At 30.6% G+C, this 22,883-nt stretch carries 17 protein-coding genes; 2 read left to right on the plus strand and 15 right to left on the minus strand.

The window, feature by feature from the left end:
- Positions 1-140: 140 nt before the first annotated feature.
- The 15 genes from IWX84_RS12415 to mnmE form a co-directional block, all read right to left on the minus strand.
- Positions 141-461, minus strand: coding sequence for a hypothetical protein (locus IWX84_RS12415; protein ID WP_196851078.1), 321 nt, complete (start codon positions 459-461; stop codon positions 141-143).
- 172 nt (positions 462-633) lie between these two features.
- Entirely contained in the window at positions 634-1,362 is a 729-nt protein-coding gene (locus IWX84_RS12420) for a hypothetical protein (RefSeq protein ID WP_196851079.1), read from the minus strand.
- Positions 1,363-1,389: 27 nt separating this feature from the next.
- Entirely contained in the window at positions 1,390-4,815 is a 3,426-nt protein-coding gene (locus tag IWX84_RS12425) for a UvrD-helicase domain-containing protein (protein WP_196851080.1), read from the minus strand.
- Between the two features lie 18 nt (positions 4,816-4,833).
- Positions 4,834-6,885, minus strand: a complete 2,052-nt coding sequence (locus IWX84_RS12430) for a Piwi domain-containing protein (protein ID WP_196851081.1) — start codon at positions 6,883-6,885, stop codon at positions 4,834-4,836.
- Between the two features lie 92 nt (positions 6,886-6,977).
- Positions 6,978-9,488, minus strand: coding sequence for a DUF4268 domain-containing protein (locus IWX84_RS12435; RefSeq protein ID WP_196851082.1), 2,511 nt, complete (start codon positions 9,486-9,488; stop codon positions 6,978-6,980).
- A gap of 56 nt (positions 9,489-9,544) precedes the next feature.
- Positions 9,545-9,850, minus strand: a complete 306-nt coding sequence (locus IWX84_RS12440) for a hypothetical protein (protein WP_196851083.1) — start codon at positions 9,848-9,850, stop codon at positions 9,545-9,547.
- A 4-nt stretch (positions 9,851-9,854) separates the two neighbouring features.
- Entirely contained in the window at positions 9,855-12,461 is a 2,607-nt protein-coding gene (locus IWX84_RS12445; protein WP_196851084.1) for an N-6 DNA methylase, read from the minus strand.
- A 127-nt stretch (positions 12,462-12,588) separates the two neighbouring features.
- Positions 12,589-13,503: a DNA-methyltransferase gene (locus IWX84_RS12450; protein WP_196851085.1), complete on the minus strand. Its 915-nt coding sequence runs from the start codon at positions 13,501-13,503 to the stop codon at positions 12,589-12,591.
- A 221-nt stretch (positions 13,504-13,724) separates the two neighbouring features.
- A complete protein-coding gene (locus tag IWX84_RS12455; RefSeq protein WP_196851086.1) occupies positions 13,725-15,992 on the minus strand; it encodes a DUF3987 domain-containing protein in 2,268 nt (755 codons plus the stop codon).
- Positions 15,989-16,267 carry a helix-turn-helix domain-containing protein gene (locus tag IWX84_RS12460; RefSeq protein WP_196851087.1) on the minus strand — a complete coding sequence of 93 codons (279 nt, stop codon included), beginning with the start codon at positions 16,265-16,267 and terminating at the stop codon, positions 15,989-15,991. The genes IWX84_RS12455 and IWX84_RS12460 overlap by 4 nt, the downstream gene beginning before the upstream one ends.
- A gap of 1 nt (position 16,268) precedes the next feature.
- On the minus strand, positions 16,269-16,571 hold the full coding sequence (locus IWX84_RS12465; protein WP_196851088.1) for a helix-turn-helix domain-containing protein: 303 nt from the start codon (positions 16,569-16,571) through the stop codon (positions 16,269-16,271).
- A 121-nt stretch (positions 16,572-16,692) separates the two neighbouring features.
- On the minus strand, positions 16,693-17,763 hold the full coding sequence (locus tag IWX84_RS12470; RefSeq protein ID WP_196851089.1) for a DUF6617 family protein: 1,071 nt from the start codon (positions 17,761-17,763) through the stop codon (positions 16,693-16,695).
- Position 17,764: 1 nt separating this feature from the next.
- Positions 17,765-18,871 (minus strand): site-specific integrase, encoded by a 1,107-nt coding sequence (locus IWX84_RS12475; RefSeq protein WP_196851090.1) that lies wholly within the window; start codon positions 18,869-18,871, stop codon positions 17,765-17,767.
- Positions 18,872-18,878: 7 nt separating this feature from the next.
- A complete protein-coding gene (locus IWX84_RS12480; protein ID WP_196851091.1) occupies positions 18,879-19,262 on the minus strand; it encodes a helix-turn-helix domain-containing protein in 384 nt (127 codons plus the stop codon).
- 207 nt (positions 19,263-19,469) lie between these two features.
- Entirely contained in the window at positions 19,470-20,870 is a 1,401-nt protein-coding gene (gene mnmE, locus IWX84_RS12485) for a tRNA uridine-5-carboxymethylaminomethyl(34) synthesis GTPase MnmE (RefSeq protein ID WP_196851092.1), read from the minus strand.
- A 165-nt stretch (positions 20,871-21,035) separates the two neighbouring features.
- Here mnmE and IWX84_RS12490 point away from each other — a divergent pair, with 165 nt between their 5' ends.
- Both IWX84_RS12490 and IWX84_RS12495 read left to right on the plus strand, forming a co-directional pair.
- Complete coding sequence (locus IWX84_RS12490; protein ID WP_196851093.1) at positions 21,036-21,866, plus strand: universal stress protein; 831 nt, start codon at positions 21,036-21,038, stop codon at positions 21,864-21,866.
- 172 nt (positions 21,867-22,038) lie between these two features.
- Positions 22,039-22,872, plus strand: coding sequence for a universal stress protein (locus IWX84_RS12495; protein ID WP_196851094.1), 834 nt, complete (start codon positions 22,039-22,041; stop codon positions 22,870-22,872).
- Positions 22,873-22,883: the final 11 nt, after the last annotated feature.

Consider the following 22,883-nt stretch of genomic DNA (forward strand, 5'->3'; position numbering starts at 1 on the left):
GGTAAGATATATTGATTAAAAAGTGAAATTAACCCTTCGACTTCACTTAGAATAGGCTATCAAACAAAGGGCAGCATTGATGCTAGGAATACTTGTATTTGGAGCGATTTTTGTGCGGATGAGTTACGTAATTAAATATATTAATCTACATACATTGTAATACGGAAAGCTAGTTTTTTAGCTTTGCAACTTGGACAGTAATTGCCCTCTTCGTTAAAATATAAATCGAAATTACTGAATGATTTATTATTGTAATTATCGCCTTTTAGATTATCATCAGAATAAAATAAATATTTCTCTGAATCTTTATGATTGTAATGATTTACGGTTTCGAATTCTAAGGTTTCTTTATTTATTGATGGAACAGGACAATGTGTTAAATGATTAAATTTACCACCGCCCACTCTAAATTCATTTTTAAAACCACAATTACGGCATAATGATGCTACTATGTTTCCCATTTTATTATTTTTTATTAATTACCATATCCTGAAAATCAATTAAATAAATATTATCTCAATCGTTTGATTTATTTAGCCCTTTTAATACTTGCGTTTGTAGCATTGTTCGTAATTATTTAAATAAGCTGAAAATGTAACAATTTCAAATAGATTTTAAATTTTACGCCTCCACTTAAAATTTATTTGAATCATCGTTATTACTTACGTCTTTAACTTGCTTCGGTTTGATGATCTTGCTATTTAGTTCAATGTAAATTATATATTCATGTGTTGCAGGGCTATTTTGCATATAAACTTCACTGTTTTTGTTATTAATAAAATAACCGATTTGAATAGTTTTATAATTCAAATTCCATTTATACGCGGCAAATTCGTATGGTTGTCCCATAATTTTTCGGTCATACTCTCCTTCCGCTCTGTCTTCAAAAGAACTTTGACGAATTTTTCGATCTTCTGGATGTTTAGTATTATATGTTTGATTTAATACTATAAATTTTTTATACTTTCTGGTAATTGTTTTCTTTAAATCATTAAGAACACTTTTAGCTCTTTTAATTGTAGTGATTTTCCCTTTGCTTTTTAACATATAATAGAAAACTCCCTTTCCTGGTTCCGCTTTAGATAGTGTTACTAAATAAGGCATATTATCGATTTTAATTTCACGGTCTGTTTTGCCTGGATTCAAACCGAAATATAAATTATCAATAGCGTGCATTTTTAAAGAATCTATTGGTTTTTTTTGTTTACTTGATAATGGAATTGTCGCTACAATAATATCTTTTTGAACTTGCTCATTATGTGGATCAGAGATTGCATCTTCTTTTTTATTACTGCAACTAACACCTATTATTCCCGTTAACATAAGAATTATTATAGAATGTAGATTTGATAATTTACCCATATTTTTATTATTTAAGTGATGTAATTACTAGTTTTCTGACCAGACCTCTATTTTATTAGGATTTATTACTAGGTTAGAAATACGGTCTATATTGAATGTTCTTTCTTCTTGGCGTAAGTAGCAATATCCATAAACGCAGAATGAATTGTATTGACCAATTGTTTTAAAGCCAGTAGGCTTTATTGTTCTTAAACTTTCTACACCTCCTTCAAACTGAACTGATTTGTGGTAATTGAATTTTATATTTATATCAAATTCTATTGCTAATTGGATATATCCTTTAATTGTATCATAATCATTCGTAGTTACTCTATGCTCACCATTCGAATATTTATTTCTTAAAATAGCTAAACATTCTATTTTGGAAGTAATTGCATCTTTATTATCTGGATTAAATGTTATTTCGTTATTAATTGAGTCAATAGCTTTTATAAAATGACTTGTTTTAAAATATGCTTGTGCTAACCAATAATTGATAGAGTTGGAATTTGGTTTTAATTTATTGAAATATATCCAACTACTAATGGCTTGTTCATACTCTTGTAAATCATAATAAGCACTACCTCTCCAATAATAAGAATTAGCATAGTTGTTATCCTTATTTATTGAAATATTATAATGGTTAATAGCTTCTTTTAATTGATTGCTTTGATCATAAGCCCTTGCTAAATCGAAATGGATTTGTGGAGCTGCATTATTAAGTTCTATTGTTTTATTTAAGTATTCAATAGCTTTTTTATATTCCTTATTGTCCGAAAAGGTTTTTGCTAGAGTTGTAAAATCTTCTGTATTTATTTTTCTTGTATAATTACAATAACTATTGTTATTGCAGGAATAAAAATAACCGTAAGGACCTTTTCTTTCGATAAGTTTACCATTGTCACACCAATCGCATTTTATAGCAGTAATAGGTTCATTTTCTTTAATTTCATTGACGAATTTCGAGGGATATTCTATGCTTGATAGAATATGAACGTGTTTTTTTGCTCTAGTTAATGCTACATAAAACAAACGTCTTTCTTCTCCATTCGGGAATTGATCTGCTTTTGATAATAAAAAATTTAATAATGGGTCGTCTGATATTTCAGAAGGAAAACCATAAGTGCCTGAATTACCATTTAGTATTATGACATAATCCGCTTCTAATCCTTTGGCGGAGTGAACTGTCATAAAACTCAAGTTTATTAAATCATTGTCATTATGATGGTATTCGTAGCGTTTATTTTTACTAACATATTTTTTAGAAATATAATTTAATTTTTCTAAACATTTGTTTTCGAAATCATAACGACCTAAAAGTAATATAGAAGTCTTTTCTTCGGGATTGTTTTTGATAATTTGACTAATTACTTTGTCAAGTGCAATGTATTGATTGCTTCCTTTTTTGTCGGCATCAACATACTTATGAAATGTAATTGCATCAACATCACTTTTTTTATTTGATTTAAGAGATTTCTCAATTTGATTGGGATTCTTAAGAATGAAATTGCTAGAAACATCAATCAGTTTATTATCAAATCTATATGTTTGCTCGATATACGAAGTATTCGTTTTTCGATTGAAATCAGTTAAAGTTGAAGTTTTAAAATATTCTTCAAAACCAGTGAATATTCCGATGTCACTTCCTGCAAAACGATAAATTGATTGCCAATCATCACCCACACAAAATAATTTAGTTGATGGATTTTGGTTTAGTAATGCTTTTATTAACTGAGATCGTGATTTTGAAATATCTTGAAATTCATCAATAATAATATATTCGTAAGGAGAAGTATATTGATTGTTTTTAACTGTTTCAGTAGCTAAATTAATCATATCACTAAAATCTATTTCATCGTTTTCTTCTAAGTAATTTTGATAGTTTTTATAAATAGGCTCAAATAATTCTAAAAAATTAGTAGCTCTAACATCATTATCTTTTACAGCTTTGGACTCCAATGTTATTATTTTCTCATTATTGGATTTAAAAAGTGCTAAAAAGGTATTGATTAGTTGAGTGAAAACATCAATATCTTCGGGAATATTTTCTTTTAAATAATCCCATAAACCATCATCAGAAATTGGATATAAAACAACATTGTGTTTAGCTAATTTATCAGTAAGGCTGTTTAGTAAATAGCCTTCTTTTTGTTCCCAGGAGTAAGTTTCAATAAGAGTAGTATTGTTTGTAAAATGTTCTGTTCTTTTCCATTCCATACCTTCGGAATATTTTTCTTGAGCAGTTTTTGTTGCATCGCCTTTAAACCAATTGGGAACTTTACCATTTTTATCAATACCAAAATGCTCTATATAAATATCATATTTTGGCAAATAGAAGTCTGGCTTATATTGTCCAAACATTTTACTTGCGGTTTTATATTGGTATTTTTCTTCATATTTATATTCAATTTGGTTTCTGAATAAAAAGTTAGCGATTAGAACTTCTTCTTGACTTTTGAATTTTTCACGGTATTTGATAAGAACACCGTCTCTCGTAGTAGTATTGATAATTTTATATCCTTCAAGTTTTTGCTCTTTTAAATAATCATTATGTTCACCATCAGTATTAAATTCTTCAAGAGATTTGTATGGTTTTAAATAATATGCTAAAAAATCTAGAAGTTTAGTGTGATATTTGTTATCGGTTTTTGAGTTATTAATGAAAGATTGAATTAATGACTTAATATCAATTTTTTTTAAATCCAACACTTCCGGTGCTTCATTATTTACTTCGGCAATAATATCTTTTCCTAGTTTGTGAAATGTTTTTACAGATAAATCAATTTTCATTTTATTGCGTATTCTATCACTCATATCATCTGCTGATTTGCGTGTAAAAGAAATCAATAGAATTTTACTTTTATCTATTTTTAATCTTTCAGTTAGATATTGGACTTTACCTGCAATGGTTGTAGTTTTTCCTGAACCAGCACCAGCAATAATTAGGTTATTGTCTTCGTCTATTACAACTGCTTTCCTTTGCTGGTTATCGAGCGATTTACCTTCTATATTGCTTAGGATTGCATCGGAATCTTTTAGTTCTTTTGTAACATATTCTTTATTTCTGTTTTGAATACTATTTTCTAGGTTATTGAAATTTGATAAGTATAAATTAATAGTTTTAAGTTCTTTATCATAGTTTGGTAAGTTTCTGTAGTCAATAGAATTAATACTCTTATATAAAGGATTATGAAATTCTTTGAATATAAATAAATCGTAATTGGATATAAATTTTGGATTTTCTATAAATAAAGATAATGCATTGTTATAATCCTCTATTTTTAGTAATAAAGGATTGAGTTTGTTTTTTTTATTTTTATGAAGTTCTGCAAGTTCTGCTATCTTTTTTAACCTTAAATTTTCTGCTGCAATTCTTTTTCGCTCAAGTTCTTCACTTTTTAATCTTGCTTCTCTTACAATGTATATGATTAAAGTAACTACTAAAATTACCACTATAATAAATATAAATATCATTCTCTTTTAATTATGAGTTTACAAAAACCAAAGGTTATTTTTTCCAAAATCAGGTAGTTTATCTCCTTCAAAGAAAGGAAATATTTCTGCTGCCATTTCAGGGTATTTTATGGTTACCGGTAAGTTTTGTTGTTTTACTGATTTCCAATACATACGACTGAATTGATATACCTGATCTATTAATTCTTCTATAACTGTTCTATCATCAAAATAATTTTCTACTGTTGAAGAAAAGGAAAGTTTGATAGGAAACGGATTGTCATTAACAACATCAACTGCTTTATATCTTACATTATTGAACAATAAATATTGATCCCAACCGATTTTTAGATAAGTACCACTAATAGGCATTAAATTAGTACTACTGAGGTCGAAAGCAACATTATCTTCTGATGTTGTTTTATTAATTGTAACTATGACAACAGGGATGTTTAATTTCAATTTGTTCAGCATCGCCATAATAGGCTCTAACTCTTTATTGCTTATCTTTTTGTAGAAATGAATAATTAGCCTTTTTGCACTTTCTCCATTATCTACAACATATTTTAATATTTGCTTTCCAATAGTTCCTGCTAATAAATCGGTTTGATTTGCTTTGAAACAATCAAAACCTTTAAACTCCCCATTATTATTGAAACAAAAGGCACTTGCTACATATTTAATATTGTGATTTAATGAAGTAAAAGCACCTACACCAACTATTAATTCTTCTTTAGTATCTCTGTCTAAGCGCCACGGAATACCATCTATTTTAGCTAATAATGCAATTGCAATGTTTGGTAAGTAGAAGCTAAAATCTTTATGGCCAATGTTTTCTTTATAGATTACTTGTGAACTTATATCGTGTTTTAATAACTCTTCTTTAACTTGATAATAAAGCATTTTTTTCTGAAGATCCGTTTCTGTTTTGTGAACTGGTGTTACATAAATTGCTACGTACTTTGTGTTGGGCTTTTTTTCAAGATTTAGTAAACCTTGCTTAACAACACTTAATGCCGTTTCTGTATTATCAAATGAAATACTTGTGCCATCATTTATTAGAAAAGGTTGTTTGATATAGGTTTTGAGTGGTTTAAAATAGAGGTGTCCTTCGGGAGATTTGTAACCTTCAGTAAAATAGGTAAAAAGCGTTTTTACAGCAAAGTTCCTATCTGGTTTATGATAAATAAAAAAAAACTCAACATTTTTATGTGGACTTGCTTTATATGGTCCTATATTTTTCATCCCGTTATGAGGAACAATATCTGTACCGTTAAAGAAACGTAGTTTGTTTGAATTAAAAGAGGTTTTATGAATATGGTGTTGTGGTACTTGATAAAAGCCTTCATTTAGAAGCGGTATTATTGCTCTAAATTCTTTAGAGTTCAAGTAAATATCATATAAATCATTTATGTTTTTATAGTAAGGAAGATATTTATTACCTCTTGTAAATGGTGGACGATCAATTTTAAGATAATTTCTAATCGTATTTGAAAGTATGGGGTACAACTCTTCAATATGTTGTTTTACGGCATCTTCTGCAAATTCATATTTAACTACTTGTTTATTGAATTTAACGAGGTTAATTAGTTCTGGAGGGAAGTTATCTAATTCTGCTAATGACTTGTTATATACTGTTGTATTGCCATCATAGGATATCAATAATTCAGGGAATGCAGTAACTTTCTTGAATTGAACTTTTACGGTAAAACATTTGTACGAAGTGTAAACAGCCGTTGTTTTGGCTCCATCCTTAAACCAAATTTGTATGTCTTTTACAAAACTGATTTTTACCACATCGGCTACTGTTTCAAAATAATCATAAATCAATCTAGTGTAATAATGGGCTGCTAACCTTGTATTTTTAGTAAAATCTACTGTTGCTTTATAATCGCAATTTAAGGTGTCTTTGAAGTTTGTGTACAGTTTATCACAATTTTGCATTTCGTCATTAAAATCATCCCAAAAAGATTGCGGATATTCTCCTTTCCAAAGCGCATAGAAGCCTTTTTTATCTTGTTTGTAAAAACCTATTTCAAGTTCTTTTACTGGATGTTCGAATGGGATGATGTTAATTTTAAGATTTTCCAAATTTTAAATGTTTTATCCAAATAATACTGATACGTTATGCTATTCTAAACTTTATTCAAATAAAATCATTTTACAGTTTATAATTTTACGGTTTACCTCAAATTTTTAATAAAGGGACTTAATGCGTTTTCAAATTTTGGAAGATTATAAACCATAAAATTATTCATTCCTTCCCAATCGGATTCATTGAACAAATTAAGTCCTTGTTCTTCTATTTTTATTCTACACATTTTGTTTTCTGGTAATTCCTCCCAAACTAAGGCGCAACCAAATATTTGTTCTATTGCTTCTTTGTTTTTAAGTAATTTTTTGAAGTAGATTTTGTTTGTTTCCTTATTCGAAGTAAGAATGGATAATTCAATTCTTGCATACGATTTAGTAATTACAAATGTATAAGAAACACCTGCAGTTCCGGCTCCTGTAGATAGCCAATGGTCTTTTGAAGGATTTACATTTGAAAATAGGGTAGTATCCTTTATTAATGGTAATAATTGTTGCCAATATTTTTTTCTAACATTAAAACGATTCGGTTCTGATTCGTTTTCTGTTACTGAAACATATTTGATTGATAATTCATCTTCCATTCCAAACAAAATAAGTAACCTTTTTAAAACAACAAATTTTCCATCATTGTTTAGATTTGCTTCAACAAACCAACCATTAACTGCTTCTTGAGCTGCTCTAAAATCATTAGGTTCTCTTGAGATTTTAAATCCATTATTATAATTTACTAATAATTGTGAATTCTTTTCGTATAAATTTCTGATTACATAAAAATACATTTGAGCAATAGTATCTTCTTCTATCTTAGTATTTTCAAAGATGAAGTATTCCAATTTTTTATTCTTTGGACTTTCAACGTCATAAATATTTTGTTCTTCTGTTGTATCATCACTATCAAAAAATACCACGTTAGGGTATTCCCAAATTTTTAAAAATCGTTCGTAAATAATATTTAATCGTTCTTCGTAATTGGTACTATTCCAACTGTCCAATGATTTCAAATAAGAGTTTAACCACAATCTGCTGTAGTTATAACCTTGTTCTCCACCGTCATTATTCATTTCCTTTTTGGCCAAGAAAGATTTGTTACTTAGCGCACCATTATTTCCAGAAAGGGTCAGGTTTCCTATTGTGTTTAAATGTTTTTCCTTAAATGAAAAATACTCTTCTGATGATAAATCTGTACTCCAAACTTCATTTGGATTTCGTGGGAAAATATGTTCTATTGTAATGTTTTCATTGTTGGTATTTACATATTCTCTATTGTTGTAGTTCTCCAACATTTCAAATAGATAGTTTCTGTTTTTAGGTTGGGTGTTATACAAATCCTTATCCTTTAATGCCGTTTTTAAATCTTCATTGGTAGGGAATTTGGCACTTCCTTTCTTTTTGAGCAGGACTTTAGCAATAGAATCATGATATTCCTCTGTATCGACCTCTGCATACAGGCTCATAAATATCTTATTTAAGGCATTGGTTGGTAAACCAACTACAAACCTTCTCCAAGCATAGCTTTGAATCAGTTTAAGGACTTTTATTAAATCCTCTTTGCTTAGTAAACCGTTTTCTGCATCCTCAAATACTTGTAATAAAAAAGGGTAGGCTACATTTATTTCTAAACGGTTGATGTATTCTAATTCCTTTCTGATGTTTGTGTCTGAAACCGTGGATGGATTTACCAGTTTTTTATAGTGAACGGATAATGATTTTATGTTTTCTAATTCCTGGTGATAGGCATCTTCTTTTTTGTTTGAATACAAGCTTTTAAACTCTGCATACACTTTATTTTTATTTGGTATTTTCTTGTTGCGAAGTGTCAAGTAATCTCTTATGAACTCTGAAACTAACGAACTTTGTTTTACAATGTCTTTTGCATTTTCTTCTATTGGATTCCATATAGTTTCAAAAATCCTATTTTGGTCTTTTGGCGGTAAATCCATTAAAATGAAATTACGAATCAAATCCGATTGTGATAAATCTAAACCTGTTGAATTTAAACTCTCAAAAATACGTTGTGGATCGTCTTTGTCTCTTTCTAATGAGATCTCGACAAAGATTAAACGATTTAAGCCTCTTAGAATTATATCAAAATTATCTTCGTTGATAACACTTCTAAAATAGTTGTAATTCTCAATCACATTTGAGAATGTTACAAATTCATTTTGTGTTCCCAGCATTATCGCTTTAAAAGCCAATGAATTTGTATCTGTTTGTTTTAGTTTTAATTTACTGGATTCGTTTTGAACGTATTGATTGGTCAAAAACATATTGTACAATCTTTCAGCATCTTGTGTTTTACTGTTTTCTTTAGCAAAACGATACAAGGCCACATATAAAATATTGATTGTCGTTAATCGTTGTTGACCATCTATAATAACTAATTCTTTTACTTCACTAGTACTATAAGTTCCTTCATGAACAAACACAATACTCCCGATAAAATGTGTTCCTCTATCCTCTGTTTCAACCGATATTATATCATTAAGCAATTCTTTACATTCTGCATTTTTCCAATCGTAATTTCGTTGGTAAACTGGAATGACAAATTGTACATTAACTGCTTGTAAGAAGGTAATTATAGGTAATTCGTTTGCTTTCATATTTATTCTAAATTAACATTTAGATGTTAAACTTACTATTTTTAACTTTCAGATTTTTAAGTTTGGTTTTTATTTAGTTTATATTTTTCTTTATAATAACTCAACTCATTATAATGTCCATTTTCCAAAACTCTCCAAAATTTCCAGCCATTTACACTCGTCTTAGTTATTGCTCTAGCCGCCCCGCTTGGAAAAGGAAAAATTTTAGTTTCGTTTTCTAAATCTAGTGTTATCGCACCTTCTTTGTCCAGAGTACCAGTTATTTTATTATCAGTGTAAGCATATACTCTTGTACCAATTCTTAATATTCCAATATCAAGAATCATTTTTAAAGTAATGTCTGGTATTTCTTTGTAATTCATATCGTTAGTCTTTTACAGCAAATCTAATTCTATACAATTGCTTTAATGAATTCTTAATCGGATCATAATATTCTAAAATTCCATAAATCCCCATTAATGTATTTTCAAAATTGATTCTGTCCTCTAATTCAATTTCTTGTTCAAGAGGTAGTCTGTTTCTTGTAATTATTGGAATAAAAGCTTCAATAATTTCAGTTTTTTGTTCTTCAGATAGCAAGTTTGGGTTAAGAATTTTAAAATCTCTCTCAAATTTAGTCGCTCTTAAATCTAATGCTCCTAATCCTCTGCCAAATCCAAAACTTTCTATCCAAAACATATTGACTGTAGAGTTAAGAAGAGCTAAATACAATAATTTATTTTCGGTTTGAAATTCTTCTATTACAGAAAATCCAATCATTCTTTGGTCAATAAAAGAACGGTTTTCAAATTTGGCAATAAATAAACTTTTATCATAATTTACATTTGCAACAAAATCCGCCATATTATCTGTAGTCATTTCATACCAATACATATTCGGTTTAGCAAGTACTTCGGGTAAAGGTTTGTTTGTCCCATTTCTTTGATTTTCAAATGACCTTATCCAAGCTAATGCTCCTGTGTGTCCTAATGCTTCGAGTTCAATGATACTTTTCGAGCAACAAAACGCCTCGGCATTTGAAACACATTCCAAATTTGTAGTATTTCTCAAATGTTTTAAAATAGGCTTTATATAAGCTTGTTCTATATTATGTCCAGATGCGGGATAAAACATTGGATTCCAACCACGTCTTTCTCCTCTAGTGAAATGAAAAATTTCATTTGTATTAATAAATTTGTCTGAAACGTGATTTACCCAACTTAAATCTGAAAAATAGCCTGACCAAGGAATACCAAAATCCTCAAAACTACGTATTTCATTTACTGTGTATTTGTTGATTGTTACATTTTCTGATGGACTACATAAAATGATATTTTCGCATAAAGTTTTGATGTCATTAATTTTATCTAATTCTTGATTTAAGGTACAAAATGATATTTCATTATTAATATTTGTCTCTAATGAGGGGTCTTTTTTTGAAGCTACTAAAATTGTAGTAACTACATCTGCATTATCGAACCATTTTCCTTTACCAGATATTACAACATATTCAATTTTGAAGAAATTTTGTAAAATATCTAAGAATATTTCTCCATAATCAGTTCCTAACCAAGCATTAGATAAAATCAATCCTATTTTGCCGTCGTCTGATAAAAATTGATGTAAATAAAAAGGAATGTATGCAAAAATATCGCTTTTACCACTCAAAGAATCAGTTGTTTCAGTTTGTTCTTGAATCCAATTGTTTATTTCAACGATATCTGGATTTAAAACCTTCATCTCTTTGTTTTTAATGAAAGGTAAATTGGAAACAACATAATCAATTTTTGGAAATAATTTTTCTACTATTTCACCATTATTTGGATTTTTAAAATTTATTATTTTTCCTTCTGATAGACTGATTACATCAGAGTTAAAAATATTTATGATTCTACCAATATTAGATGGCTTTGCCATTGATAATGTAGATAATTGGATAGGGAAAGAATGCTTGTCAGAAGCCCAAATACTATTTAGAATTTCATCTTGAGTCAATTCGTATTCTTCTTTCAATTGATATGCTTGTTTGATTATAGTTCCCGTACCACAGCAAGGGTCAATTACTATTTTGGTTTTATCATTAATAGTTAAACGGGTTAGTATATCTGCTAAATTTTTAGGTGTAGAAAATTGTCCTGCTACTTTTCGCTTTGCAGATACAACAGAACTTTGTAATAGTTGATGCAATATTTCAATATCAATGGCATCAATATTAATTGTGAATAGAAATTGATTTAATTCAGTTATTTGATTCCAAGCTATTTCAGAAATATACTCTTGAGCTAGGTTAGGGCTTAAAATATTCCAAAAATTACAGTTTTCAGAAATTGAAACAATGATTGATAAAGCATCATTAATTGTGGTTATACTTTTAATATTATCAATTTGTCGAGCTTCATTAAAATGTCTTTTTAAAATATGTGCAAACACAATTTTAAAAACCCAATCTGTTAGCACAATCATAGATAAAGTCGGTAATTTATGTTCAGTTTGAGTTGAATTGTAACCATATTCATTTGATGAAGAATTCCACCAAGCATTTACTTCTGCATCTAACACGCCATTTCTACGAGATTTACTTTTAATTTCTTCCGCTGTATTTAAGGTGTTTTCTAATATGACATCAATAATTTCTTCAATGGAAAGAATCTCTTTTGAAGTTACTTCTTTTATTTGACCTGATTCAAAAAAAGTGTTGAGGTCATCAAGAATTTGAAAAAGTAAATGCTTCCATATATTTTCATTTGGTTTAACTTCAATGCGAGAATTTATATTAATATCATCCCAAGTTTTTAAAATCTCAAAACCTTCTCCTTTTTTACAGTACAATACAGCACTTTTTACATTCCATAAAATGAAACTATCCCTTTGAAGAATTTTTGCTTTTTTGATTGCATTACTTATCAATTCAGCATCATTTATTAGGGTGTCAGGCATTTTTAATTCCCAACCTTGAACAATAATATCCTTCGTTTGGTCTTTAAAAATTAGCACGTCTGGAAAAAGACTTTTCTTGTTGTTACTAATAGTACTTTCTCCACCAGCTCCTTTAAAATGCCAACTTTTAGTAGCTAAAAAAACATTAATTTCACTTATGACATCGATAGCCCAACTTCTTTCATTATATGTAACTTTCGCCATTCAAAACTTTAATTTTATAGTTTAATGTATGATATTTTGCAATAGGTTCGTTAAATAAACGCAAGGTTGTTTTTTCTACCTCGTTTCTTTTTAAAGTTTCTTGAATTCTGTCCATGCAAATTTTAATGTAATCAACTTCTTTAACTTTATGTAACAAAACATCTTCATTTTTTTCAATTCCAATAAAATTTCTGTTTTCAAGAATTGCTGAAAGTAGAAAACTTCCACTTCCACAAGCATTGTCAAGAATTACATCTCCAGGTTTTGTGAATGTGCGTATTAAATACCTTCCCAATTCAATTGGTTTTTGAGTTGGATGAAACACAGTTCCTTCTGATTCGGCAGTTTTAACATAAACAAAATCATCGATTTCTTGCTCTTCATAAGCTATAACATCAGTTGGATACCTACTACCATTGCTTTTAACGTGATTTGATTTAAAATCTCCATAACTGCCAGTTAACTGGTCTTTCCTGTATCCTTTATCATATGCTTCGCCATCCGACATTTGAGGAGTGTAATTTGGTTGCTTTTTGTAGAATACACAAATATCTTCGTGTTTTCTTAATGGTTGTTTTTTTGCGTTAAGAAAATTTGTAGCCTTTGATTTAATCCACACTACTTTGTATCTAAAATCCTTTTCATTACTTAGAATTAATTTAGCTGTAAATATTCCTTGCGAAGTCAATACAATTGCTCCGTTGTCTTTTACTATTCTGTGATATTCTTTCCATAGCTTTTTAAGGTCAATTACTGAATCCCACTTATTTTGTGTAGTGCCATACGGTAAATCGCATAAGATCATATCTATGCTTTTATCAGGTAAGTTTTTCATTTCATTAAGACAATCACCTTGAATTACTTTGTTTAGATATTTATCTATATTATTTGGCATATTTTAAAATTTTTGACTTCTACTAGGGTGTTATTTCGTTTCTGCTTAGATTTTTTTTACAACATCAAGCATAGTTTTCACTTTGGCTTGTTTGTAAATATGTATCTATGTTCTATTATTTTTTTTGGACTTTACTTGGTCTGTTATAAAAAGATGCAATGTATGAATAATTAAACTTTTTTTAAAATCTAATGATAACAATACTATTTGATAATATCTATTTATGGAGCTGTTTTTTCATAAACCCCATATTCAGGTTGTTGTAAGTATTTGCCTAGGCAAGATTTAAGAAAGGTTCCTACTGTTCTCTCGGCTATATTGAAATTCTTAGCCAATTCAATTGCTTCGCCACGAGTAAACCGTTGTGGTAGTGCATCAAAAAATAATTTTTTGTTTTGTCCTGATTTAAAAACACCGCCTTCTTCTAGTTTTGGCAAGTTTTCGAACATAATGATACTATGTTGCAAATAGGTTTTTATAAGCGTTAATGCTGTTTCAAAATCAATATCAGAACAATACACTTCTTTGTGATGATCCTTTGTGTCAAACTTTCTCATGGCTGTAAATATCATACACAAGCGAAATAAAATGATTCCTAAGCGCTTTACTACACTTTGAGCATCATCACTAACAAAAGTGCTTATTTGTACTAAGTAGTCGCTAAAAATAGGATTGAATCTATCCCATTGTTCATCAGTTAATAATAAAATCATTTCGTCTCTTTCGAAGAATTGAACCATTTTAAATACTTGATTGGATTGTGTTTTGAAATATTCCGTTAAATTAACTGGATTGCCCTTGGGTGATGGATCTAACCAAACAGCATCTGTTTTGAACACATAAAAAATAAAGCGACTAAACAAACCATCTTCTGCTGATGCAATGATATTAAAGACTTGTTTTGGTGTGCCTGATAGTGCTACTGAAAGTTGCGGTTCGTTTACTTCTACAAATTCTGCATCCGTTTTGCGACTCACTGAAATTTTTTCGTGATGGAAGGATTTTCGAAGCATGTCAGAATAGGAACCCCAATCATTTTTAAAAGTTTGTCCTAAAGTATCGGCTTCTGTTTCGCAAATAATCCCTTTTCCTTCATTCCAATCTAAATGCTGAATTATTTTTGCATTACTTGTATTTGCTGGAATATAAACCACTTTGAATTTTGGCTCTAGTGGCATTTCTTGATTTCCTTCTAATTTATTTTTGCCTTTTAACATTTTGTAAGCTGCCAATTTTTCTTCGTATATTTTTCGAGCTTCTTTTGATTCTTCTAATAGATTACTATGGTATTTATCGGCTAACGCTTTAGCAAATTTCAATGCTCCTTTTCCTGATGCGGCTGGTGCTAATATGAAAGAAAATAAACTTGGATAAACGACACTACCACTATACAAACCAGAAACATTAGGTAAACAACCCGAAAGAATGGCTAATGCACCTGTAAGAAAAACATCTTTTTCTCTCGACTCTTTGAATACTTGACAGCTTTCAAATAATATTGGAGGTAAATTATCATATACTGATTGCGGAATTATAGGAGTTTTTTTTAAATAATCTTCTTCTTCTATAATTGGTTTTGTATTTGAAGTTTCTTTCTTCACAATCTCATCAGTTTGCATCCTTGCAAACTCGGCAAACTTCGCAAAATCTGAACTTTGGTTTTTATATGCGCTGTTTATTGTGGTTTTTATTTCTTTTTCGTCTAAATCGAAATTAGTAATACAATAGTCCAGCGTATCGGCTTCGTTTATTCCAAAGCGATTGGCATTAGACGCAAATAGATGAATGAAATTGTTTCTGTTTCCGTTGGTATATTGTTCTTTTTGTTCCGTGAATTTTAGGCATTTGTCTAATAAAGTGTCTGTTGATTCGAAGTTTGCGGTTTCCAATTTTTGCACTTTTGGAAGTTTTTTTACTTCTTCCTGAACTTCAAAGATTGCAGCTGTTTCATTTACATAAGTTTCTGTATCAGAAGAAACAAAACACAATCGGGTAATGTCTTTGCATTTTGGATCAAAATCATAAGCTGAAAGGTTCTTGTAAAAAGTTGCCACTTGATTGTAAGCAATAGTGTGTTGTGTTGCATTGGAGTTGATTTTAATGAATACTTTAATTCCTTCGCCACTAGGGCTAATAAACGAAGCGAAAGTGTAATCGCATTCGTTAATTAATGACACTAATGAGCCGAGTTCTGTCACTGGAATATGGTCGAAGTCTAATCCGATTACTTGAGAATAGGAGAGGAGGTTCGCTTTGGTTCTGCTTGTTCCATAGGTGCCAGACATTGTAAATCCAATTAATCCGCTTTTGATTTTATCAGCTGCTTTCTCATCTCCTTTGTGTAATGCGTATCGGATAGAATTGATTTCACTTTGGTGTTTTTCGGATTTGATTTCCTGAAGTACTTCAATGAGACTTCTATCTTCTAACTTTGTCCCGAAGTTTTGATACACACTGACCATCAGCTTGTTGTTTGCTACTTCACTCATTTTTTCTTCGGGTTATAGTTCTCGTTTAATAAGTCTTGAATGTCTGTCAAGCGGTAATATATTTTATTGCCCATTTGGGAATAACCGATATAACCAGAGTCACGCCAAACTTGAGCGGTACGCTTACTGATATTCATCAATTGCAGGAATTCTTGATTGTCGAAAAAAACATCTTGGGGTTCTAGATGCTGTTTTGTTTTTACATTCAAAGCCAATTCGCTAATGCGTGAATGAATTTTATCCAGCATTTCTTCGGAGGGAGTGTAGTATGGCATCCTATTTCCTTTTATTAGTTAGTAAATAGTTGGCTGCCATAGTTTCGATTTCGTCCGTTGACGATTGACGGTTACGCTGTAACCATTCGTCTAATTCGGTACGATTGAAATACAATTTTTTTCCTTGTGGACAGAAATGCGGAATTGATTTCTGACTGGTCAATTTGTAGAGGTGTGATGCGCTAATATCTAAATAGCTGCAGGCATCATTGAAGTTAAGTACTTCTTTCATCAAGAGGTTTTGTTCCCCGATCCTTTGCTCCAATTTTTCGAGCTTTTCTAAAATTAAGTTTTCGTTACTCATAGTGTTACGTTTTAAGTGATTTAACAATCATTTCTGAGGGCTAAATTATTTCGTAACACACTGGTAATTAGTTAGATAATACTATCTAACTCTTATATCTAACACATCTAACTGTTTTTATTTACAGTTGGTTGAATATATTGTCAATATCTGCTTTTTTATACGGTTCTCTTTGATTCGCATTGTATAAACTACCTTTCTTTATCTCGATTCCTTTTTTAGAAAAAAACAGGTTTGAACTATCAATTGATGTTGGTTTGAAATTGGAGAAAGACAGTTCTAGCTTTTTTACTATGTATGCAAATTCTAGCGTTTCACAACCAATGTATATTAGTGGAGCGCCTCTTTTCAAATCTTTGCTTGTTAAAACATTTAGTACATCTTCAACTGAAGTTCTATCTTCATTCAATAACTCAATATTTCTGTTCAAAGCTATTAGTACGGATTTTAATTTTTCCTTGTCTCCATTGAAACCAAAGGAGAAACGTGCGTCTTTTTCAAACGTATAATTGTCGATACCTGAAAGAATATTGTAAGCAGTTTGAAATTCAGGAGTTGTTTTATCTATGTTTATGTCCAGAGTGGGTTGTTGCAGTAATTCTCCAAATAATTCGTTTATGGTAGCTGGTAAATCGTACAGGTATTGCGGGTAAAGTTTTTCGGTTTCTTTTAGAAAACGAATAACGTTAGTAATAAGTTGCGGTACTACATAGTTTGTTAATTCTGTTTTCGGAAAGGATTCTTGGTCTGTTCCAATTCTTAGTAATAGATCTTTACACGATTTTACTACATTTTGAATAATTTCTTTTTTCTGAATTTCTTCAATGTCTTTATTAATACTTTTAAAAACCCTATCAGTTAATCGAGTTGCTTCATTAGATAAAAGATAATGATAAAACTTCTGGGTTGAGGTCGTGGGATTTTCTAAAGATATTTTTACTAATGGATATAGTATTTCCTGATGAATATCAGTGTCTGGCTGTGCTAAATAGATTTCTAAACCATCTTCTTTAAATAAATTGGGTTTGTCTTTATGAAGCTCTTTTAATGCTTTGTAGTACTCATTAATAGAGTGCGTAGGTTTTATAAAGCTTGGAGATAAATTTTGTCTATAGAATTTTTCATTGACTGCATTACTTGTCCATGGTTTTAAATCGCCATAAATAATGCTTTTAAAAATTGTTAGTTCCATATTAGAAATCAAGTTTAATTCGGTTAGCAGCTTCCATTTTCTTTTCGTCAATTATTTTTGCATATACTTGCGTGGTCCTGATGTCTTTATGACCTAATAATTTTGATACCGTAAATATATCAGTTCCTAGAGTTAATTGCAATGTGGCATAAGTGTGTCTAGCGCAATGAAAAGTAATTGTTTTGCTAACGCTACCTTTCATTACCCACTGCTGTAATTTTAAGTTGTGCCAGGCACTGTATTTTAATCCTTTGAATACTCTTTCTTCAGGTTCTCCGATTTCTTTTAATAAATCACGAGCTTGGTCTGACATTGGTAATGTTTCTGCGCCTTTGGTTTTCTTTTGTCTGAAACGAATGTACCAACCATAATCATTTGAATGTTGTATTTCTGACCAAACTAATTTGTTGATATCTGACCATCTTAAACCGGTAAGGCAACTGAATATAAAAGCTGTTTTTAGTATTGGTATTTCGCATTCGTTTTTGATAATTTTTTGCAATTCTTCTAATGTTAGAAATTCTCTTTGACTATCGCCTTGGGGTAAACAAGTGACATTCTCTGCTGGATTGGTTCTGATTATACCATCTTTTACAGCTTGTTTCAATGCTGCTCTAAATTTATTGAAATAGGAGTGAGCCGAATTGTCAGAAAGATTTTTATTACTTGGAGTTTTGGCAGTTTTAGTTAAATACTCTTTGAAGCCCTCAACGAACTTGCTATCTAATTGACCGAAAGAAATATCTCTAGGACAATGCTTTCTTAAATGCTTGATAGAGCTATCCCAATTATCATAGTTTCCTTTACTTTCCATTCTTTTTTCTGCAAGGGTTTCCATATAGATAATAAAATGACCTTTCAACTTTTCTTGATCATTGAAACCATACATTCCGTTTTGAATTTCCAAATGCCTTTTAGAACGAATGCTTTCAGCCAAAGAAAGGATTTTTTTGTTTTCGTCTTTTTGAGCTTGCGTTAATTTACCTGTTTCAGGTTCCGGGATGAGGTAAAGGCCTAAATATTCATATTCTCTTTTACCATTTTTATAGTAATCGAGGTACAAGCTTATTTTATTACCTTTTTGCCTTTGTCTTAAAGTTACTTTCATAATGTCATTAATTAAAAAGTTTATCTATCTGTGAACGCTCAATTATTTTCTTTCTACCAAACTTATGTATTTGTAGTTCTCCACGCTTAATCATCCTATTAATAGTCCATCTGCTAACGCCAATAAGTTCGGCTGCATCTTGAACGCATAAATAACCTTTGTTTGAAAGTGAGTCTGGGTTTGCAGTTTGCGAGGTTTGCAAACTTTGCATTGTTTGCTGTTGTTGCAATAACGATAATTGAATTTTATCGTCTTTTACTTTTTGTTTGTAGTGTCTGGAATTGCATTTTAGGCTACAATACCGTGTCATTGTGGTTTTGGCTATATAAGTCTTACCACAATAAGAACAGATTTTCGGGATAGCCATATTACTACTCATAACGTGTTGCATTATGTTGCATCATGTAGCGAAATGTAGCAATAGGTAGCATCATTTGGCCGAGCTTGTTGCCCATTGTGTTTGGGCAACAAAATTAATCATGGGGCAACAATAGAACAACAAATATAACGAATAAAGTGTTATCGGGCAACAAACAAAAGAAGAATGTTTGTTATATAGTCAACAAAAACAAGGGTATAGGTAATAAAAGAAAGAAGATTACTTTCCAATACAGAAATTAGCAAATATATTACCTAGCAATTCATCATTAGTAACCTGTCCTGTAATCATTCCAAAATGATACAAAGCTTCTTTAATATCTAATGCCATTAAATCGCTGGATAAGTTGGTTTCAAGTCCGTATTTTACTTTTTGTATCTCGTCTAATGCTTTTAGTAAAGAGTCGTAATGTCTTGTATTGGTTATGATTGTCTCATTATTGCGTAGAGCGCCAGTATTGACGAATGATAGCAATTGATTTTTCAGATCGTCGATACCAATGTTTTCTTTAGCAGAAATCATTTCAAGAATCACATTCAGCGGCTGGAGCTTATTTTTGATTTCGGCAATCTCCAAATCAGATAATAATTCTATTTTATTGATAATCACTACCAATGGTTTTAGTGGAAATTGATTTTTAATCTTCTCAATTTCGACTATATATTCTGAACTTTGAACTTTAAACTTTAAACTTTCAAACAAATAAAGAACTACTTGCGCTTGTTCAATTTTTTCGAAAGTCTTACGGATACCAATACTTTCAACAATATCTTCGGTTTCGCGAATTCCTGCGGTATCTATGAATCGGAATCCAATACCGCCAATTACTAATTCGTCTTCAATCGTGTCACGTGTAGTTCCAGCAATTTCAGAAACGATGGCTCGTTCTTCGTTTAATAAAGCATTCAAAAGCGTTGATTTCCCCACATTGGGTTCACCCACAATCGCAACGGGAATTCCGTTTTTGATTACGTTTCCAACGGCAAATGAATCGATTAATCTTTTCAAGACAAATTCATTTCGGTTTAATAATTCATGAAATTGCGTTCTGTCGGCAAATTCCACATCTTCTTCAGCAAAGTCTAATTCGAGTTCAATAAGCGAAGCAAAATTCAATAGCTCTTCCCTCAATTTCGCTATTTCATTCGAGAAGCCACCACGCATTTGTTGCATCGCAATTTGGTGTGACGCTTCATTATCCGATGAAATTAAATCGGCAACAGCTTCGGCTTGTGATAAATCTAATTTTCCGTTTAGGAAGGCTCGGAGAGTAAACTCCCCTGGATCAGCCATTCGACAGCCTTTTCGTAGCAATAACTGAATAATTTGTTGCTGAATATAAGTAGAACCGTGGCAGGAAATTTCGATTGTATTTTCGCCCGTATAAGAATTTGGTCCTTTAAATATAGAAACCAATACTTCATCTAAGGTTTTTGTATCATCGATTATATGACCTAAGTGTAAAGTATGTGTTTTTTGGATAGTTAAATCTTTGTTTTTAATAGAACGAAAAACGGTATTACCAATGGTAATTGCATCTTCGCCTGAAATCCTAATTATAGCGACTGCGCCCGCTCCCGAAGGGGTGGCTAATGCTACTATGGAATCGTGAGGTATCATATTTTTAATCAATTTTATGCAAAAGTAAGTAAAACTTATAAGCCCGCAAGATACGACTATAAATCCTTGATTTTATTTTAGTTAAAAGTACACCAAATTAAGATATGTCGTTTTTGTTTTGTAAATTTATTTAAAATATTGATTAGCAATTAATTACTGTGTGTGATGAAAAAAATTCTTTTTCCAATTGACTTTTCGGAGGCATCGATTAATGCATTCATTTATGCTTTAAAATTAGCGGATAGTATAAAGGGGGAGATCATTACTTTGCATATTTATGATTTACCTCAAATAGATTATATTACTGTAACAGCCAGTTTGAATGAAATTTATGATATTGCAGAGCTAGGAAATTTCGAGAATTATAAAGATGAAATTCCTCTTTTGCGTAACATTGCCGAGCAAAACAATCTCGGGCATGTTAAAATGAGTAATGTTTTAGATCATGGCAATTTGGTGGATAAAGTCCTTAAAATGATTAATTCAGAAATGATTGATTATGTAGTTATGGGGACAAAAGGAGCAACTGGTTTAAAAGAAACTTTTTTAGGCACGGCAACAACAAAGGTGATGAATAATAGTAAAGCCATTGTGTTTGCCATTCCCGAACATTGCAAATACCATCCAATTGCAAAAATACTTTTTCTTACGAAATACAATTTTGAAGATATCAAAACAGTAAAAAAAGTAATTGAATTTGCCAAAGTATTTGGTGCGCATATTGATTGCCTGCATGTAAAATCATCTCATGCAACTGATAACGATGTTTTTATGGAAGAATGGAAAAAAATAACCCAAGATCACGATAGCAGTTTGCATACTATTAGAAAGGATGATGTTGAAGGTGTTATTTTAGATTTTATTGAATTGCATAAAATTAATATGATTACCATGCATGTGTATCATAAGAATTTCTTCGAAAAATTATTCCAAATCAGTCTTTCAAAAAAATTAGCTTTTCATGTCAACATACCTCTTCTCGCGATTCCTGAATGATATAAATGGCAATTCCATTACGCTCATACAGTTACGTCAACGGAAGTGTAAATGCGTAGAATAAAAATACTATTTTTCTTTAATTTAAGGTGTAGGTAGCTGATAATTATCATGTTATATGTTGATTATTATCAGTATCTTTGATAGATTAACTAATTTAATACATGCAAAAATGAAAAGAATTCTTTTCCCAACCGACTTTTCTGAAGTGGCCAATAATGCTTTTGTGCATGCTTTAGAATTTGCAAAAATAGTTCAGGGCGAACTCATTTTATTACATTCATTTGAATTGCCTGTATTTGATAATCAGTTCTTTCCCGAAAACTATGCTGTCATTTATGATTCACTTGAATTATCCCAATTTGATATGTTTAAAGAGGAAATTCCAAAGCTTCGTGCAATTGCAGAAAAACGTCATCTAGACAAAATAAAAATATCTCATCGGCTTATGGATGGTGATTTGCTGTTTAATATTAAAAGATCCATTAAAGAAGATAAAATAGATTTTGTAATAATGGGTACTTCCGGTGCCACTAGCTGGGAATCCTTTTTCTTGGGTACAAATACTGGTTCTGCAATAGCAAATATTGATGTTCCTATGTTATGCGTGCCATTAGAAGCAAAATTCAAAAAAATTGAAACTATCGGATTTACGACTCGCTTTAGACCTAAAGATAAAAAAGCGCTAAAAACAGTTTTGGATATTGCTAAAAAAACCAACGCTAAAGTAAAATGTCTTTACGTGAAAACAAATGAATCTGATGTCTCTAAAGAAACAATTGAGAAATGGGAAACAGAATTCATGCAAGATCCTATTGAGTTTTTTGTTATTAATAGTGATGAAGTGAAGGAAACCATACTAGATTTTATCATGTACAAAGAGATCGATGTTTTGACAATGTTAACCTATAAACGAGGTTTTTTTGAAGGACTTTTCAAACCTAGTTTCACTAAAAAAATGGCGGCAAATTTTGATATTCCAATTTTGGCCATTCATATCGATTGATTTTTGATTGA

This window comes from Flavobacterium sp. CG_9.10 (assembly GCF_015752245.1).
Taxonomy (GTDB): domain Bacteria; phylum Bacteroidota; class Bacteroidia; order Flavobacteriales; family Flavobacteriaceae; genus Flavobacterium.

Coding starts and splice junctions, on each gene's coding strand:
- IWX84_RS12415 (WP_196851078.1), bottom strand. CDS start 461: ATGGGAAACATAGTAGCATCATTATGCCGTAATTGTGGTTTTAAAAAT.
- IWX84_RS12420 (WP_196851079.1), bottom strand. CDS start 1,362: ATGGGTAAATTATCAAATCTACATTCTATAATAATTCTTATGTTAACG.
- IWX84_RS12425 (WP_196851080.1), bottom strand. CDS start 4,815: ATGATATTTATATTTATTATAGTGGTAATTTTAGTAGTTACTTTAATC.
- IWX84_RS12435 (WP_196851082.1), bottom strand. CDS start 9,488: ATGAAAGCAAACGAATTACCTATAATTACCTTCTTACAAGCAGTTAAT.
- IWX84_RS12440 (WP_196851083.1), bottom strand. CDS start 9,850: ATGAATTACAAAGAAATACCAGACATTACTTTAAAAATGATTCTTGAT.
- IWX84_RS12450 (WP_196851085.1), bottom strand. CDS start 13,503: ATGCCAAATAATATAGATAAATATCTAAACAAAGTAATTCAAGGTGAT.
- IWX84_RS12455 (WP_196851086.1), bottom strand. CDS start 15,992: ATGAGTGAAGTAGCAAACAACAAGCTGATGGTCAGTGTGTATCAAAAC.
- IWX84_RS12460 (WP_196851087.1), bottom strand. CDS start 16,267: ATGCCATACTACACTCCCTCCGAAGAAATGCTGGATAAAATTCATTCA.
- IWX84_RS12465 (WP_196851088.1), bottom strand. CDS start 16,571: ATGAGTAACGAAAACTTAATTTTAGAAAAGCTCGAAAAATTGGAGCAA.
- IWX84_RS12470 (WP_196851089.1), bottom strand. CDS start 17,763: ATGGAACTAACAATTTTTAAAAGCATTATTTATGGCGATTTAAAACCA.
- IWX84_RS12475 (WP_196851090.1), bottom strand. CDS start 18,871: ATGAAAGTAACTTTAAGACAAAGGCAAAAAGGTAATAAAATAAGCTTG.
- IWX84_RS12480 (WP_196851091.1), bottom strand. CDS start 19,262: ATGCAACACGTTATGAGTAGTAATATGGCTATCCCGAAAATCTGTTCT.
- mnmE (WP_196851092.1), bottom strand. CDS start 20,870: ATGATACCTCACGATTCCATAGTAGCATTAGCCACCCCTTCGGGAGCG.
- IWX84_RS12490 (WP_196851093.1), top strand. CDS start 21,036: ATGAAAAAAATTCTTTTTCCAATTGACTTTTCGGAGGCATCGATTAAT.
- IWX84_RS12495 (WP_196851094.1), top strand. CDS start 22,039: ATGAAAAGAATTCTTTTCCCAACCGACTTTTCTGAAGTGGCCAATAAT.